Genomic DNA, 15,305 nt, shown 5'->3' with positions numbered 1-15,305 from the left:
CCTGTGGGAGCGGGTTTACCCGCGAAAGGGCCGGTACAGGCAGCGAAAAATCAGGCAGTGGCACGCAGCTCGCGGGCAGCTGCGACCATGTTCACCAGCGCTGCCTCGGTCTCCGGCCAGCCACGGGTCTTCAGCCCGCAATCCGGGTTGACCCACAGGCGCTCGGCCGGGATACGCCGGGCAGCCTTGCGCAGCAGCTTGACCATTTCCTCACGGGTCGGCACCCGTGGCGAATGAATGTCATATACACCCGGGCCGATCTCGTTGGGGTAGGCGAACCGCTCGAACGCCGCCAGCAGCTCCATGTCCGAGCGCGAGGTCTCGATGGTGATCACGTCGGCATCCATCGCCGCGATCGACTCGATCACGTCGTTGAACTCGCTGTAGCACATGTGGGTGTGGATCTGGGTTTCGTCACGCACCCCCGAGGCACAAAGGCGGAAGGCCTCGGTGGCCCACTCCAGGTAATGGGCCCAGGCGCCGTGGCGCAGCGGCAGGCCTTCACGGAAGGCCGCTTCGTCGATCTGCACGATCCTGATACCCGCTGCTTCCAGGTCGACCACTTCGTCGCGGATCGCCAGCGCCAGCTGGCGCGCCTGCACTTCGCGGCTCACGTCTTCACGCGGGAACGACCACATCAGCATGGTCACCGGGCCGGTCAGCATGCCCTTCATCACCTTGCTGGTCAGGCCTTGGGCGTACTTTATCCATTCCACGGTCATGGCCTTCGGCCGGCTCAGGTCGCCAACGATCACCGCAGGCTTCACGCAGCGCGAACCATAGCTCTGCACCCAGCCGAAGCGGGTGAACACATAGCCATCGATCTGCTCGGCGAAGTACTCGACCATGTCGTTGCGCTCGGCCTCGCCGTGCACCAGCACATCCAGGCCCAGGTCCTCCTGGATTTTCACCGCATGGCGGATCTCGCTGTGCATGGCCTCGACGTAATCGGCCTCGGTCAGCTTGCCCTGCCTGTAGGCCTGGCGTGCCAGGCGAATCGCCGAGGTCTGCGGGAACGAACCGATGGTGGTGGTCGGGAACGCCGGCAGGTCGAGCCCCGCACGCTGCTTGGCGATACGTTGGGCAAACGCCGACTGACGCTGGCTGTCAGCGGGCTCGATGGCCGCCAGGCGGGCCTGCACGGCCGGCTTGTGAATACGCGGCGAAGCGGCGCGGCTGGCCTGCACGGCCTGGCTCTGGGCCAATGCGGCGGCCACGTCGTCGGCTTGTGGGGCATTGATGGCCTTGGCCAGCAGCGCCACTTCCTGGCACTTCTGCACGGCGAAGGCCAGCCAGCTGTGCAGTTCGGCATCGAGCTGGTCTTCACGGTCCAGGTCCACCGGGCTGTGCAGCAGCGAGCAGGACGGCGCCACCCACAGCCGCTCACCCAGGCGCTCATGGGCATGGCGCAGTACCTCCAGCGCCTTTTCCAGGTCGCAGCGCCAGACGTTGCGGCCGTTGACCAGGCCCAGCGACAGCACCTTGTAGGCCGGCAGGCGGTCGAGGATGGTCGGGTACTGCTCGGGCGCACGTACCAGGTCGATGTGCAGGCCATCGACCGGCAGGTTGGCGGCCAGGCCCAGGTTGTCTTCCAGGCCGCCGAAGTAGGTGGCGATCAGCTTCTTCAGTGGCGCCCGCTGAAGGATGTTGTAGACCCGCTCGTAGGCATTCTTCCAGTCCTGAGGCAGGTCCAGGGCCAGGATCGGCTCATCGATCTGCACCCATTCCACGCCTTGGGCAGCCAGGCGGTTGAGGATCTGGTCATACAGCGGCAGCAGGCGATCGAGCAGCTCCAGCTTGTCGAAATCGCCACCCTTGGCCTTGCCCAGCCACAGGTAGGTCAGCGGGCCGATAACCACCGGCTTGACCGCGTGGCCCAGGGCCTGGGCTTCTGCCACTTCTTCGAACAGCTGCTCCCAGCTGAGGGCGAACTGCTGGTCGGCGGTGAATTCGGGGACCAGGTAGTGGTAGTTGGTGTCGAACCACTTGGTCATTTCCTGAGCGTGCGCGCCGCCGCAGCAGCTGTCACCCACAGCGCCACGGGCCATGGCGAACAGGGTCTGCAGGGTGGGCCTGGCAGTGTCGTGGCTGCGAAAGCGCTGCGGGATCACGCCGAAGGTCAGCGAGTGGGTCAGCACCTGGTCGTACCAGGCGAAGTCGCCGACCGGCAGCAGTTCGATGCCGGCGTCTTTCTGCACCTGCCAGTGGCGGGCACGCAGCTCGCGGCCGACGGCGCGCAGGCCGGCTTCGTCGAGCTCACCCTTCCAGAAGGCTTCCTGGGCCTTTTTCAGCTCGCGGTCGCGGCCGATACGTGGAAAGCCCAGGTTGTGTGCCAGTGCCATGTCTTGTCCCTCAGCATGCATAAATGAATGAGGGGATTTTCCGGGCACTGGCATCTTGAGACAAACTCATTAAATTTGAGATGAACTCAAGGTTTTCTCATGTTCATGTTGTTGTGCTGCCTGTACCGGCCCTTTCGCGGCTAAAGCCGCTCCTACAGGTACCGCGCCACCCTGTGGGAGCGGCTTTAGCCGCGAAAGGGCCGGCACAGGCAAACCCGGATGTCTCATTCAGAGCACCACCCTGCGCATCCGGACATGACCCCACCCGCCTTCTGCCGCACAATGCCACCCTGACCAAACCAGGTACCCGGCCCCATGAGCCTGCTGAAAACCGCGCTGCGCGAAAACACCTTCGTCTGCGTCATGGAATTCGTTCCCAAGCCCTCCGCAGAACGCTTCGCCGCCATGGACGCGATCCTGGCCCGTGCGCACCTGTGCGGCTGGCCGATGACCGTGGCCATCGGCGACCGCGTCGGCAGCCCGCTGGACATGTCGCCACTGGACGCCCTCGCCTCGTTCAGCAACCGGGTACCCGCCCTGCCGCACTTCTCCGGCAAGGACCGCGAACGCCACCACCTGCTCGCCCAACTGCAACGCATGGATGCCGCCGGCCTCGACCAGCTGTTGCTGCTCACCGGCGACCGCCTGGCGGGCCACCAGCCCGGCCAGCGCCCGGTGCGCTACCTGGAATCGGTCGCAGCCCTGCAGATCGCCCGCCAGGCCTGCCCGCACTGGCTGCTTGGCGCTGCGCTCAACCCGTTCAAGTACTGCGAGGAAGAAGGCGGCGCCCAATACTTCAAGGCCGAGAAAAAACTGGCGGCGGGCGCCGACTTCCTCACCCTGCAACTGGGTTTCGATGCCGGCAAACACCAGGAAGCCATGCACTGGATGAACCGCCAGGCCGCGCCCAGGCCGATGCTGGCCTGCCTGATGAGCCTCACCCACGGGCGTGCGACGATGCTCGAGCACGTGGCCGGCGTGACCGTCACGCCGTCCATGCGCGACATGCTGGAAGCGGAAGCGGCGCAGTCCAAGGCCTTTGCCCAGGCGCGCAGCGTCGACCGCCTGGCCTTGCAGATCATCGGCGTGAAGCTGATGGGCTACGCCGGCGTGCATCTGTCGGGGGTTCACGAACTCAAGCAACTGCTGGCCCTGGAGGCACGCATCGAGCACTGGCAGGCGCAAATCCACACACTGGAACAATGGGCGCCGGCCTGGCAGGCCAGCTGGCAGATGCCCGGCCTGCCGGCAGTCAGCTTCCATCCGCCGCAGGCAAGCTGGCGCCAGGGCGAGTCACGGGTCGATGCCTCGTTCAAGGAGAAAGCACGCTATCACCTGATGCACGGCATGCATTCGCTGCTGTTCAGCCGCCGCAATAGCCTGAGCAAGGCATTTGGCTGGGCCGTGCGCCAACCGATGTGGGCTACCCGCCTTGGCGCGCAGGTGCTGCACAAGGTGGAGCACGCGGTGAAGCACCCGCTGGTAGGCTGCGACACCTGCGGCCGCTGCCGCCTGGAAGACACCCTGTACATCTGCCCGGAAACCTGCCCCAAGGGCCTGGCCAACGGCCCCTGCGGCGGCACCGCGCTGAACCGCTGCGAGTTCGGCGACCGTGAGTGCATCCACAGCGTCAAGTACCGCACCGCCAAGGCGGTGCGGCAGACGGCGCTGCTGACCGAGCGCCTGATCCCGTGCATCGAGCTCGAGACACGCCACCGCAGCTCATGGCCGCAGTGGTTCCAGGCCCAGACGCCGCGTCAGCTCAGCCCGCAGCCAGCGCCTCGAACCCAGCCCGAATCGTAGCTTCGGGCAGTTCGTCTGCAATGAACACCATCACGCTCTCGCGGGTTTCCCCCTCGGCCCATTCGGCGTCCCAGTCGAAGCCATAGAGCTTGAGCACACCCTGGAACACCAGCTTGCGCGCTTCACCGGCAATGTTCAGCACGCCCTTGTAGCGCAGCAGCTGCTTGCCGTGGGTTTCCAGCAGTTCGTTCATGAAATCGCTGAGGCGGTCGATATCCAGCGCGCTTTCCGTGCGCAGCACCAAGGTGGAGATCCGGTCCGGGGTAGCGGGCTTGAGCAGCGGGCGTAGCGCTGGCTTCAGGTTCGCGCCCAGATCGGGGTTGAGGTTGAAACCACGCACATCCAGCAGCTCGGCCAGGTCGATGCGACCATGCTCGACCACGCGGATCGCCGCCCGGCCATTGATGCGGGCCAGGCGCTCGCGCAGGGCCTCGACCGCAGCGGGCTCGACCAGGTCGGTCTTGCTCAGCAGCAGGCGATCGGCAAAGCCGACCTGGGCCTGGGCGATGGTCTGGGTCAGGTGCAGCTCGGCGTGGGCGGCATCGACCAGGGTGATGATGCCGTCGAGGATGTAGCGCTCACGCAGTTCTTCGTCGATGAAGAAGGTTTGGGCCACCGGCGCCGGGTCGGCCAGGCCGGTGCATTCGATTACCAGGCGGTCGAAGGCGATCTCGCCGGCATCCAGGCGTTCGAGCAGCAGGTACAAGGCGCGGGTCAGGTCGCCGTGGATGCTGCAGCACACGCAGCCATTGGCCAGGGTCATCACCTGCACCGGCTCGTCGCCCAGCAGCTGGCTGTCGATGCCGGCCTCGCTGAATTCGTTTTCGATCACGGCGATCTTCAGGCCGTGCTCGGCCTTGAGCATGTGCTTGAGCAAGGTGGTCTTGCCGGCACCGAGGAAGCCAGTGAGTACGGTTACGGGAATAGGCGTCTGCACGCAGAACATCTCCTGTGCGGAAAAAACACTGGCCTCATCGCCGGCAAGCCGGCTCCCACAGGTACCGCACAGACCTTGAGGCCTGTGGAGTACCTGTGGGAGCCGGCTTGCCGGCGATGAGGCCGGGACAGGTTAACGCTTGTGGCTCAACAGCACTTGGGCCCGGACTTGCCGCCATAACGCGCTTCCTGGCGTTCGCGGAAGAACTCCTCGTACGTCATGACCGGCTTGTCCGGGTGCTTGGTCTGCATGTGCTCGACGTAGTTGTCGTAGTCGGGCATGCCGACCATCAGGCGGGCTGCCTGCCCCAGGTACTTACCCAGTCGACCCAGGTCGTTGAACATCGCAGCAGTCCTCTCAAGCGTCAGGCAGGGCCTGGAACGGGGTTTCCTTGTCGGTACGCTCCTTGCGGCCGAGGGCGGCGAAACCGACCTTGACAGCGAAGAACAGCACGCTGAACACCACCACCAGGAACAGCACGGTCAGGCCGGCGTTGGTGTAGGCGTTGAAGATCACGTGCTGCATCTGCCCGATGTCCTTGGCCGGGGCCAGTACCTGGCCGGCGTCCAGCGCGGTGCTGTACTTCTTGGCCAGGGCAAGGAAGCCGACTGCTGGGTTCGGGTCGAACAGCTTGATCAGGCCTGCGGTGGTGGTGCAGATCAGCAGCCACACGGCCGGCAGCAGGGTGACCCAGACGTAGCGCTGGCGCTTCATCTTGATCAGCACTACGGTGCCGAGCATCAGGGCGATACCGGCCAGCATCTGGTTGGAGATACCGAACAGCGGCCACAGTGTGTTGATGCCACCCAGCGGGTCGATCACGCCCTGGTACAGCAGGTAGCCCCACAGGGCCACGCAGCCGGCAGTACCGATCAGGTTGGCAGTCCACGATTCGGTGCGCTTGAGCGCCGGCACGAAGCTGCCCAGCAGGTCCTGCAGCATGAAGCGCCCGGCACGGGTGCCGGCGTCTACCGCGGTGAGGATGAACAGCGCCTCGAACAGGATCGCGAAGTGGTACCAGAAGGCCATGGTGTTTTCACCCGGCAGCACCTGGTGCAGGATCTGCGCGATACCCACGGCCAGGGTCGGCGCACCACCGGCACGGGCCAGCACGGTGTGCTCGCCAATGTCGCGGGCGGTGGCCTCGAGCTGCTCAGGGGTGATCAGGAAGCCCCAGCTGCTCACCGTTTGCGCAACCGACGCCACGTCGGCACCGACCACTGCGGCCGGGCTGTTCATGGCGAAGTACACGCCTGGCTCGATCACCGAGGCGGCGACCATGGCCATGATGGCAACGAAGGATTCCATCAGCATGCCGCCGTAGCCGATGTAGCGGGCGTTGGTTTCGTTGTCCAGCAGCTTCGGCGTGGTCCCCGAGGAGATCAACGCGTGGAAGCCGGACACCGCGCCACAGGCAATGGTGATGAACAGGAACGGGAACAGGGTGCCCTTCCACACCGGGCCGGTGCCGTCGGTGAACTGGGTCAGCGCCGGCATCTTCAGCTCGGGCGCGATGATCAGGATACCGATGGCCAAGCCGACGATGGTGCCGATCTTGAGGAAGGTCGACAGGTAGTCACGTGGCGCCAGTACCAGCCATACCGGCAGTACCGCGGCGACAAAGCCATAGCCCACCAGCATCCAGGTGATCTGCACGCCGGTGAAGGTGAACGCCGGGCCCCAGGTCGGATCTGCGGCAATCTGGCCCCCCAGCCAGATCGAAGCCAGCAGCAGCACCACGCCGATGACCGAGATCTCACCGATATGGCCCGGGCGGATGTAGCGCATGTAGATGCCCATGAACATCGCGATCGGGATGGTCGCCATCACCGTGAACATGCCCCACGGGCTTTCGGCCAGGGCCTTGACCACGATCAGCGCCAGCACCGCGAGGATGATGATCATGATCAGGAAGCAGCCGAACAGGGCGATGGTGCCCGGGATGCGGCCCATCTCCTCGCGCACCATGTCGCCCAGCGAACGGCCGTTGCGGCGGGTGGACAGGAACAGGACCATGAAGTCCTGCACCGCACCAGCCAGCACCACGCCGGCGATCAGCCACAGCGTGCCGGGCAGGTAGCCCATCTGCGCGGCGAGTACCGGGCCGACCAAGGGCCCTGCACCAGCGATGGCGGCGAAGTGGTGGCCGAAGAGGATGTGTTTGTTGGTCGGGACGTAGTCCAGGCCGTCGTTGTTGAGCACCGCCGGGGTGGCACGGCGTGGGTCGAGCTGCATCACCTTGGTGGCGATGAACAGACTGTAGTAGCGATAGGCGACCAGGTAGATGGCCACTGCCGCGACCACGATCCACAAGGCATTGATCGCCTCGCCGCGACGCAGGGCAACCACACCCAGCGCACAGGCTCCTATGACTGCCAGCGCCAGCCACGGAATGTGGCGTAGCAGGCTATTATTGTTGTTCATGGTTTGCTTCCAGCTGGTGGATTGGAAAAGACCGCCCATCGAGTCTAGGGCGAGTCATCGCGCATTGCCACACTTGCTTTGGTCTAGAGCCTCTGCGGCCAGATTGCGGTACCTGATGTACATACCACTCTAACTATAGTCAGGATGTCACCTGAGGACCTATGCGAGGATCTACCCCATGAGCGATCACGACGAACGCCGCCGTTTCCAGCGCATCGACTTCGACGCCCCAACCGAACTGCGCCAGGGCGTGCAACGCTGGCCTGCCAAGCTGCTGGACCTTTCACTCAAAGGTTTGCTGATCGAACGCCCGGCAAATTGGGATGCCGACCTGACCCAGGATTTCGATGCCATCATTCACCTGGCCCCCGATGCACGGGTACAGATGCAGGTTGAACTGCGCCATGAGGAACCAGACCGCCTGGGTTTCATCTGCCTGTACATCGACGTCGAGTCGATGACTCATCTGCACCGTCTTGTGGAATTGAACGTGGCCGACAGCACCGAAATGATGCGTGAGCTGCGCGAACTCATCGAATAATGAAATCTCTTAGCTAGCTAATGGCTTCCCCACCTTGTGTTTCCTGTCTACCCAGACAGCTTTAAGCCTGGGTAGCAGCGTTTTGTACACACCCCTCTAGCACAGCCTCTGACGAGTTGGTACGCCTTCTGCATTGGGTTCTCGCACACCTTGCGGGCGCTCTTGTGCGCGCTCCGATCAAAATATTGTATACAATTCTTGTGGCAATCATTTGTAGGAAGTGTCTACAGTAGCACCACAACAATAAACAGAGAGCCTGCTCCATGACTACGTCCCCTAGCACGTCTCCCGCCAAGCGCCCCGAGGATGAAAACCTCGGCCTTGGTGCCAACCTGGCCTATGGTCTGCAGCATGTGCTGACCATGTACGGGGGGATCGTCGCGGTACCCCTGATCCTGGGGCAGGCCGCGGGCCTGAACGGTGCCGAAATCGGCATGCTGATCGCCGCTTCGTTGTTTGCCGGTGGCCTGGCCACCCTGCTGCAAACCCTCGGCCTGCCGTTCTTCGGCTGCCAGTTGCCGCTGGTGCAGGGCGTGTCGTTCGCCGGTGTGGCAACCATGGGTGCAATCCTCAGCAGCGAGGGCGGCGGTGGCCTGCCAGGCGTGCTCGGCGCGGTCATGGCAGCGTCGCTGATCGGCTTTCTGATCACCCCGGTGTTCTCGCGCATCACCAAGTTCTTCCCGCCGCTGGTAACCGGCATCGTCATCACCACCATCGGCCTGACCCTGATGCCCGTGGCCGCTCGCTGGGTGATGGGTGGCAACAGCGCCTCGCCGGAATTCGGCAGCGTGGCCAACATCGGCCTGGCAGCCCTGACCTTCGCCATCGTGCTGCTGCTGAGCAAGCTGGGCAGCGCGGCGATCTCGCGCCTGTCGATCCTGCTGGCCATGGTGGTCGGCACCCTGATCGCCTGGGCGCTGGGCATGGCCGACTTCAGCAAGGTCACCGAGGGCCCGATGTTCGCCTTCCCCACGCCGTTCCATTTCGGCATGCCGGAATTCCACATCGCCGCGATCCTGTCGATGTGCATCGTGATCATGGTGACCCTGGTGGAAACCTCGGCCGACATCCTCGCCGTGGGTGAGATCATCGACACCAAGGTCGACTCAAAGCGCCTGGGCAACGGCCTGCGCGCCGACATGGCCTCGAGCATCCTGGCGCCGATCTTCGGCTCGTTCACCCAAAGCGCGTTCGCCCAGAACGTCGGCCTGGTAGCCGTGACCGGGGTCAAGAGCCGCTACGTGGTGGCCACCGGTGGCGTGATCCTGGTGGTGCTCGGCCTGCTGCCTATCATGGGCCGGGTGATTGCCGCAGTCCCTACTCCGGTACTGGGTGGCGCGGGCATCGTGCTGTTCGGCACCGTGGCGGCCAGCGGTATCCGCACCCTGTCCAAGGTCAGCTACAAGAACAACGTCAACCTGATCATCGTCGCTGCCTCGCTGGGCTTCGGCATGATCCCGATTGCCGCACCGACCTTCTACCACCACTTCCCGAACTGGTTCGAGACCATCTTCCACTCGGGCATCAGCTCGGCGGCGATCATGGCCATCCTGCTGAACCTGATCTTCAACCACTTCACCGCCGGCAACTCGGACCAGCAGTCGGTGTTTGCCGCCGCGTACGAGCGCACCATCCAGTACTCGGACATTTCAGCGCTGCGTGATGGCGACTACTTCAAGGATGGCAAGCTGTTCGATGCCGAGGGTAATGAAGTGCCGATGCTGGAACTGGACGAGCATGGCAATGAAACGGTCAGGCGCAGTGCGGTTGCCGAGCATTGACTGCTGACTGAGCGGTGAGGTGGGGGGCCGACGCGCATCGTCGGCCCCTTTTTCGTTTTGCCTGTGCCGGCCTCTTCGCGGGCGCGCCCGCTCCCACAGGGACTGCACAAGCTTCGGAGACCGAGGTGATCCTGTGGGAGCGGGGGTGCCCGCGAAGAGGCCGGTACAGGCCACGAATTATTCGAACAGCGCATCCAGGGCCTGCTCCAGCCGGGTAACGGCAATCACCTGCAACCCTGCCGGAGCCTCTTTCGGCGCATTGCCCTTGGGCACGATGGCCCGCTTGAAACCATGCTTGGCGGCTTCCTTCAAACGCTCCTGACCACTGGGCACCGGCCGCACCTCGCCCGACAGGCCGATCTCGCCAAACACCAGCAGGCCATGGGCCAGGGGCCGGTTGCGCAGGCTGGACATCACCGCCGCCAGCAGCGCCAGGTCCGAGGCGGTTTCCAGCACCTTCACCCCGCCCACCACGTTGAGGAACACATCCTGGTCATGGGTGGGAATACCGCCGTGGCGGTGCAGCACTGCCAGCAACATGGCCAGGCGGTTCTGGTCCAGGCCCAGGGTCACCCGGCGCGGGTTGGCCAGGTGGCTGTCGTCGACCAGCGCCTGCACCTCCACCAGCATCGGCCGGGTGCCCTCCCAGGTCGCCATCACCACGCTGCCCGGTACTTCCTCCTGGGTGCGGTTGAGGAAGATCGCCGAGGGGTTGGATACCTCCTTCAGGCCACGGTCGGTCATGCCGAACACACCCAACTCGTTGACCGCGCCAAAGCGGTTCTTCACCGCCCGCAGCAGGCGCAGGCGGCCATCGGACTCGCCCTCGAAATACAGCACGGTGTCGACCATGTGCTCGAGTACCCGCGGGCCGGCCAGCGAGCCTTCCTTGGTCACGTGGCCGACCAGGAAGATCGCCGTGCCGCTCTGCTTGGCGTAGCGCACCAGCAACGCCGTGCTTTCGCGCACCTGGGCCACGCCGCCGGGAGCCGATTGCAGCTGCTCGGTGAAAATGGTCTGGATCGAGTCGATCACCATGACCCGCGGTTTCTCGACGCGGGCCGTGGCGATGATGGTCTCGATGCAGGTTTCGGTCATCACCTTGAGCTGGTCCTGGGGCAGGCCCAGGCGCCGGGAGCGCATGGCCACCTGCTGCTGCGACTCCTCGCCGGTGACATACAGCGCCGGCATGCCCACGGCAATGTTGCACAAGGTCTGCAGCAGGATGGTCGACTTGCCGATGCCGGGGTCACCACCGATCAACACCACCGAGCCATCCACCAGGCCACCGCCCAGCACGCGGTCCAGCTCGGTGCTGCTGGTGGTGAAGCGCGGGATTTCCTCGACGCTGACTTCGGCCAGGGTCTTGATCTGCGCCTGCTGCCCGGTCCAGCCGGCACGGCCGCTACTGGGTGCAGCTGCGCCGCCGCTTTCGATCATGGTCTCGACCAGCGTGTTCCAGGCCCCGCATTCGCCACACTGGCCGGCCCATTTGGGGAAGGTCGCACCGCACTCGGTGCAGCCATACAAGCGCTTGGCCTTGGCCATGGCTGGGGTCTCCTGGAAAAAAACCGCCATGATAGCCGAGCCGGACGTGCCTCGAACGCCTCGGGATGCGACAAAACTATTCGTTCTAACAGCAGTCTGTGGCCCTGAGCACAACGCATGAAGCGTTTGAGTGGCTTACACTGCGTAAACCTTACCTTTTGTTACAAGGAACCAAACATGGGCATGATCAGTGAATTCAAGGCCTTCGCGGTCAAAGGCAATGTCGTCGACATGGCGGTTGGTATCATCATCGGCGCGGCCTTCGGCAAGATCGTCTCGTCTTTCGTCGGTGACGTGGTCATGCCGCCACTGGGCCTGTTGATCGGTGGCGTGGACTTCAGCGACCTGGCAATTACCCTGAAGGCTGCCGAAGGTGACGTTCCGGCGGTGGTGCTGGCGTATGGCAAGTTCATCCAGACCGTGATCGACTTCGTGATCGTGGCCTTTGCCATCTTCATGGGGGTGAAGGCGATCAACCAGCTCAAGCGTGAAGAGGCCGTGGCGCCGACTGCACCGCCTGTGCCGACTGCAGAAGAGACCTTGCTGACCGAGATCCGCGACTTGCTCAAGGCGCAGAATCAGAACCGCTTGCCCTGAGGTTGTATAGGGAACGCTGTGGGAGCGGGCATGCCCGCGAAGAATCCAACGCGGTGGGTGGCACCGGCTCCGCCGGTGTTCGCGGGCACGTCGGACCGCCGCACCGCCGCTCCCACAACGGCCCCAACGGCCTTACCAGTAGTTCTCCACAGCCACCTGCCCCGGCCGCTTGCTCAGGCTCAATTGCAGGTCGCGCGCCTTCAGTACCTTGCGCGTTTCATCAATCATCTCCGGGTTGCCACACAGCATCACCCGCGAATGTTCCGGCGACAGTTCCAGCCCCGCCGCCTTCTCCAGCTCGCCATTCTCGATCAGCGTGGTAATCCGCTGGTTCAACGCCCCCGGGTGCTGTTCACGGGTCACCACCGGAATGAACTGCAACTTGCCGGCGAATTCGGCCAGGTAATCGCGCTGCTCCAGCCCGGCGATTTCATCCACATAAGCCAGCTCTTTCGCTTCGCGCACCGAGTAGACCAGCTTGATGTTGTCGAAACGCTCCCAAGCCTCGAAGTCCTGCAGGATCGACATGAACGGCGCAATGCCAGTACCGGTCGCCAGCAACCACAGGTCGCGGCCACCGACGAAGCGGTCGAGGGTGAGGAAGCCGAAGGCCTGGCGGTCGATCAACAGGGTATCGCCTGCCCCCAACCGGCTCAGCTCGCTGGTGAATTCCCCACCTGGCACCACGATGGAGAAGAAGTCGAGGTGCTCGTCATGGGGCGCGCTGACCATGGAATAGGCGCGCCACACCACGCTGCCATCGGCCTTGGTCACGCCAAGGCGCGCAAACTGGCCGGAACGGAAGCGGAACCCCGCATCGCGCGTAACCCGCAGGCTGAAGAGGTTCGGCGTAAGTGGCTGAACATCGAGCAGGGTCTGGCGGGTGAACTTTTCGGCGCTAGCGGTCATATCGGGCTCCAGGTTTGGCGTGCGCACAGTGTCGCGCAAAGTGGCGCGGATAAAAACCACTGCTTTGTAGGGCCTCATCTGCGGCGATCCTGCCGAAGTCGCATCGGATCCTGACCGCTATAACAAAAAAATCTCAGCACATTGGTAGGTCTTTTCCTACAATCATCCGGGCATCCAAACGGACTGGACCTGAGGCACAAGGAGTATTTCAGATGCGCCACTGGAAACCCGAGTATCTTCGTGCGTTCGCCGACGAACGCTGCCCACAAAAGTTGTTCGGCATGGCCGTGGATATGGCGCAAGATCTGGGCATGGAGTATCTGGGGCTGAACATTCGCATCCAGATCGCTACACAAACACCCCACCTGTTCATGTACAGCAATTACCCCCGTGAATGGATCGAGCGCTACCAGCGCGATGACCTCTACAAACAGGATTCAGCCGCCAATGCGAGCCATGTCTCGACCATGCCGGTGCTGTGGACCGATGATCTGTATCGCGAGGCTCCGCAATTTCGTAAAGCTGCCTGCCAGAGCGGTTTGCGCCATGGCTGGACGCAGTCATTGCACGACCGGCAGCACAACGAAAGCCAGATAACCGTAGCCAGATCCAGAAGGTCCATCAGTATCGCCGAACTCTATGAAAAGGCCGGCAGTGTGCAGTGGCTATGTCATACCCTGCATGAGGTAATTAGCGCACATCACCTCACAGCGCTATGCCCGCCGCAGCCGAAGTTGAGCGAGCGGGAGCTGGAAGTGCTGAAATGGTCGGCCGCCGGCAAGACCGCCGCCGACGTTGCCTGCATCCTGTCACTGTCGCAAAGCACGGTAAACTTCCATATCCGCAGTGTCATCACCAAGACCAACGCCGCCAACAAGGCCGCCGCCATCGCCATCGCCGTCATGCGTGGCTGGATCTGACCTTCAAACCTGCGACCTTGGGCAAAGCCCTGTAGAATCGCCCGGCAAAGCCCGGGGCGAACCGCAACGGGCAGTTTCGTACCCGAGCCAGACGCCATGCCCCTGTTGACCACCCCCTACGCCGAACTCGACCTGATCCGCCAGCCGGAACAGGCCAACGACCCGCTGCAGGCTTTCGATGCCGCCGACGAGTACCTGCTTGCGCAACTGCACGAACAGGCCCCCGAGGCCAACTGCCGGGTTCTGGTGCTCAATGACAGCTTCGGCGCCCTGGCCGCCAGCTTGGCGGGCAAGCTGCAGGTGGTCAGCAGTGGCGATTCACACCTGGCGCACCTGGCCCTGGAAAAGAACCTGGCACGCAATGGCCTGCCGTTCGACAGCGTGCCATTCGTGCCGGCCAGCGAACGCTGGCAAGGCCCGTTCGACCGGGTACTGGTGCGCGTGCCCAAGACCCTGGCCCTGCTCGAAGAACAACTGATCCGCCTGCAAGGTCACCTGGCGCCCGGTGCGCAGGTGATTGCAGGGGCGATGATCAAGCACCTGCCACGGGCGGCCGGTGACCTGATGGAGAAGTACATCGGCCCGGTGCAGGCCTCGCTGGCGCAGAAAAAGGCCCGCTTGCTGACCGCGACGGTGGCCGAACGGCCGGTCGCCCGCTCGCCCTACCCTAGCCGCTACCGCCTCGACGCGCCGGCGCTGGAGCTGCTCAACCACGCCAACGTATTCTGCCGAGAGGGGCTGGATATCGGCACGCGGGCGTTCCTGCCGCACCTGCCCCGCGAACTGGGCCGCGCGCGGGTGGCGGACCTGGGCTGCGGCAACGGCGTGCTGGCGATCGCCAGCGCCCTGGCCAACCCGGATGCCCAATACACCCTGGTCGACGAGTCGTACATGGCGGTGCAGTCGGCGCGGGAGAACTGGCAGGCCGCGCTGGGCGAGCGCCCGGCGGTGTTCGAGGCAGCCGATGGGTTGGCGGGGGTAGAGAAGCAGTCGCTGGACGTGGTGCTGTGCAATCCGCCGTTCCACCAGCAGCAGGTGGTGGGCGATTTCCTCGCCTGGCGCATGTTCCAGCAGGCGCGTGAAGCGTTGGTGGTGGGTGGGGCGCTGTATATCGTGGGTAACCGGCACCTGGGCTATCACAGCAAGCTGGCGCGGTTGTTCCGGGGGGTGGAGCAGGTGGCGGCTACGCCCAAGTTCGTCATCCTTAAAGCCCGCAAGTAAACCTGTACCGGCCCTATCGCCGGCAAGCCAGCTCCCACAGATACTCCACTGCATTCAAGGGCAGTGACTTACCTGTGGGAGCTGGCTTGCCGGCGATAGGGCCAGAGCAGGCTTACCTCAATGGGTGGTCAGCCCCGCAGCCCCCATGAACAGCCGCATCACGTAGGCCGCCACGCCCAGGGCCGCCACGCTCATCGCCCAGATCAGCAGCAGCCAGCCCAGGCGCTGCCACAGGGGTTTCTTCTCGTCCAAGCCATGCTTGCCGGTCATCATGCAGCCCTC

General features: G+C 63.9%; 13 protein-coding genes. 6 read left to right on the top strand and 7 right to left on the bottom strand.

The window, feature by feature from the left end; all coding sequences use genetic code 11:
* Window positions 1–50: 50 nt before the first annotated feature.
* Window positions 51–2,342, bottom strand: coding sequence for a 5-methyltetrahydropteroyltriglutamate--homocysteine S-methyltransferase (gene metE, locus CAG34_RS24935; protein WP_085593018.1), 2,292 nt, complete (start codon window positions 2,340–2,342; stop codon window positions 51–53).
* A 315-nt stretch (window positions 2,343–2,657) separates the two neighbouring features.
* Between metE and CAG34_RS24930 the strand changes: the two genes are divergently transcribed.
* The gene (locus CAG34_RS24930; protein WP_085593016.1) at window positions 2,658–4,145 is read left to right on the top strand and encodes a methylenetetrahydrofolate reductase C-terminal domain-containing protein; all 1,488 of its coding nucleotides are present in this window, start codon (window positions 2,658–2,660) and stop codon (window positions 4,143–4,145) included.
* Here the strand turns inward: CAG34_RS24930 and yjiA are convergent.
* The 3 genes from yjiA to CAG34_RS24915 form a co-directional block, all read right to left on the bottom strand.
* A complete protein-coding gene (gene yjiA / locus CAG34_RS24925) occupies window positions 4,105–5,082 on the bottom strand; it encodes a GTPase (RefSeq protein WP_015271793.1) in 978 nt (325 codons plus the stop codon). The two genes, CAG34_RS24930 and yjiA, sit on opposite strands and share 41 nt — an antisense overlap.
* Before the next feature lie 146 nt (window positions 5,083–5,228).
* Entirely contained in the window at window positions 5,229–5,426 is a 198-nt protein-coding gene (locus tag CAG34_RS24920; protein WP_013974210.1) for a YbdD/YjiX family protein, read from the bottom strand.
* A gap of 13 nt (window positions 5,427–5,439) precedes the next feature.
* Window positions 5,440–7,506 (bottom strand): carbon starvation CstA family protein, encoded by a 2,067-nt coding sequence (locus CAG34_RS24915; RefSeq protein ID WP_024087740.1) that lies wholly within the window; start codon window positions 7,504–7,506, stop codon window positions 5,440–5,442.
* A 178-nt stretch (window positions 7,507–7,684) separates the two neighbouring features.
* Between CAG34_RS24915 and CAG34_RS24910 the strand changes: the two genes are divergently transcribed.
* Together CAG34_RS24910 and CAG34_RS24905 are read left to right on the top strand one after the other, a co-directional pair.
* Window positions 7,685–8,047 (top strand): PilZ domain-containing protein, encoded by a 363-nt coding sequence (locus tag CAG34_RS24910; protein ID WP_085593014.1) that lies wholly within the window; start codon window positions 7,685–7,687, stop codon window positions 8,045–8,047.
* A gap of 263 nt (window positions 8,048–8,310) precedes the next feature.
* Window positions 8,311–9,828 carry a nucleobase:cation symporter-2 family protein gene (locus tag CAG34_RS24905; RefSeq protein ID WP_085593012.1) on the top strand — a complete coding sequence of 506 codons (1,518 nt, stop codon included), beginning with the start codon at window positions 8,311–8,313 and terminating at the stop codon, window positions 9,826–9,828.
* A gap of 177 nt (window positions 9,829–10,005) precedes the next feature.
* Here CAG34_RS24905 and radA read toward each other — a convergent pair whose 3' ends face one another.
* Window positions 10,006–11,376, bottom strand: coding sequence for a DNA repair protein RadA (gene radA / locus CAG34_RS24900; RefSeq protein ID WP_003251626.1), 1,371 nt, complete (start codon window positions 11,374–11,376; stop codon window positions 10,006–10,008).
* 177 nt (window positions 11,377–11,553) lie between these two features.
* Between radA and mscL the strand changes: the two genes are divergently transcribed.
* A complete protein-coding gene (gene mscL, locus CAG34_RS24895) occupies window positions 11,554–11,973 on the top strand; it encodes a large-conductance mechanosensitive channel protein MscL (RefSeq protein WP_013974214.1) in 420 nt (139 codons plus the stop codon).
* Between the two features lie 132 nt (window positions 11,974–12,105).
* Here mscL and CAG34_RS24890 read toward each other — a convergent pair whose 3' ends face one another.
* Window positions 12,106–12,882 (bottom strand): ferredoxin--NADP reductase, encoded by a 777-nt coding sequence (locus CAG34_RS24890; RefSeq protein WP_046616355.1) that lies wholly within the window; start codon window positions 12,880–12,882, stop codon window positions 12,106–12,108.
* Window positions 12,883–13,094: 212 nt separating this feature from the next.
* Between CAG34_RS24890 and CAG34_RS24885 the strand changes: the two genes are divergently transcribed.
* Both CAG34_RS24885 and CAG34_RS24880 read left to right on the top strand, forming a co-directional pair.
* Complete coding sequence (locus CAG34_RS24885; protein ID WP_085593010.1) at window positions 13,095–13,802, top strand: autoinducer binding domain-containing protein; 708 nt, start codon at window positions 13,095–13,097, stop codon at window positions 13,800–13,802.
* A gap of 96 nt (window positions 13,803–13,898) precedes the next feature.
* Window positions 13,899–15,023, top strand: coding sequence for a methyltransferase (locus CAG34_RS24880; protein WP_085593008.1), 1,125 nt, complete (start codon window positions 13,899–13,901; stop codon window positions 15,021–15,023).
* A 117-nt stretch (window positions 15,024–15,140) separates the two neighbouring features.
* Here CAG34_RS24880 and CAG34_RS24875 read toward each other — a convergent pair whose 3' ends face one another.
* Window positions 15,141–15,296: a DUF2474 domain-containing protein gene (locus tag CAG34_RS24875; protein WP_008094148.1), complete on the bottom strand. Its 156-nt coding sequence runs from the start codon at window positions 15,294–15,296 to the stop codon at window positions 15,141–15,143.
* Window positions 15,297–15,305 lie beyond the last annotated feature (9 nt).

It is taken from the genome of Pseudomonas sp. B14(2017), assembly GCF_002113255.1.
GTDB lineage: Bacteria > Pseudomonadota > Gammaproteobacteria > Pseudomonadales > Pseudomonadaceae > Aquipseudomonas > Aquipseudomonas putida_Z.
The sequence above is the reverse complement of the archived record's forward strand: the minus strand, read 5'-3'. Positions and strand labels throughout refer to the sequence as shown.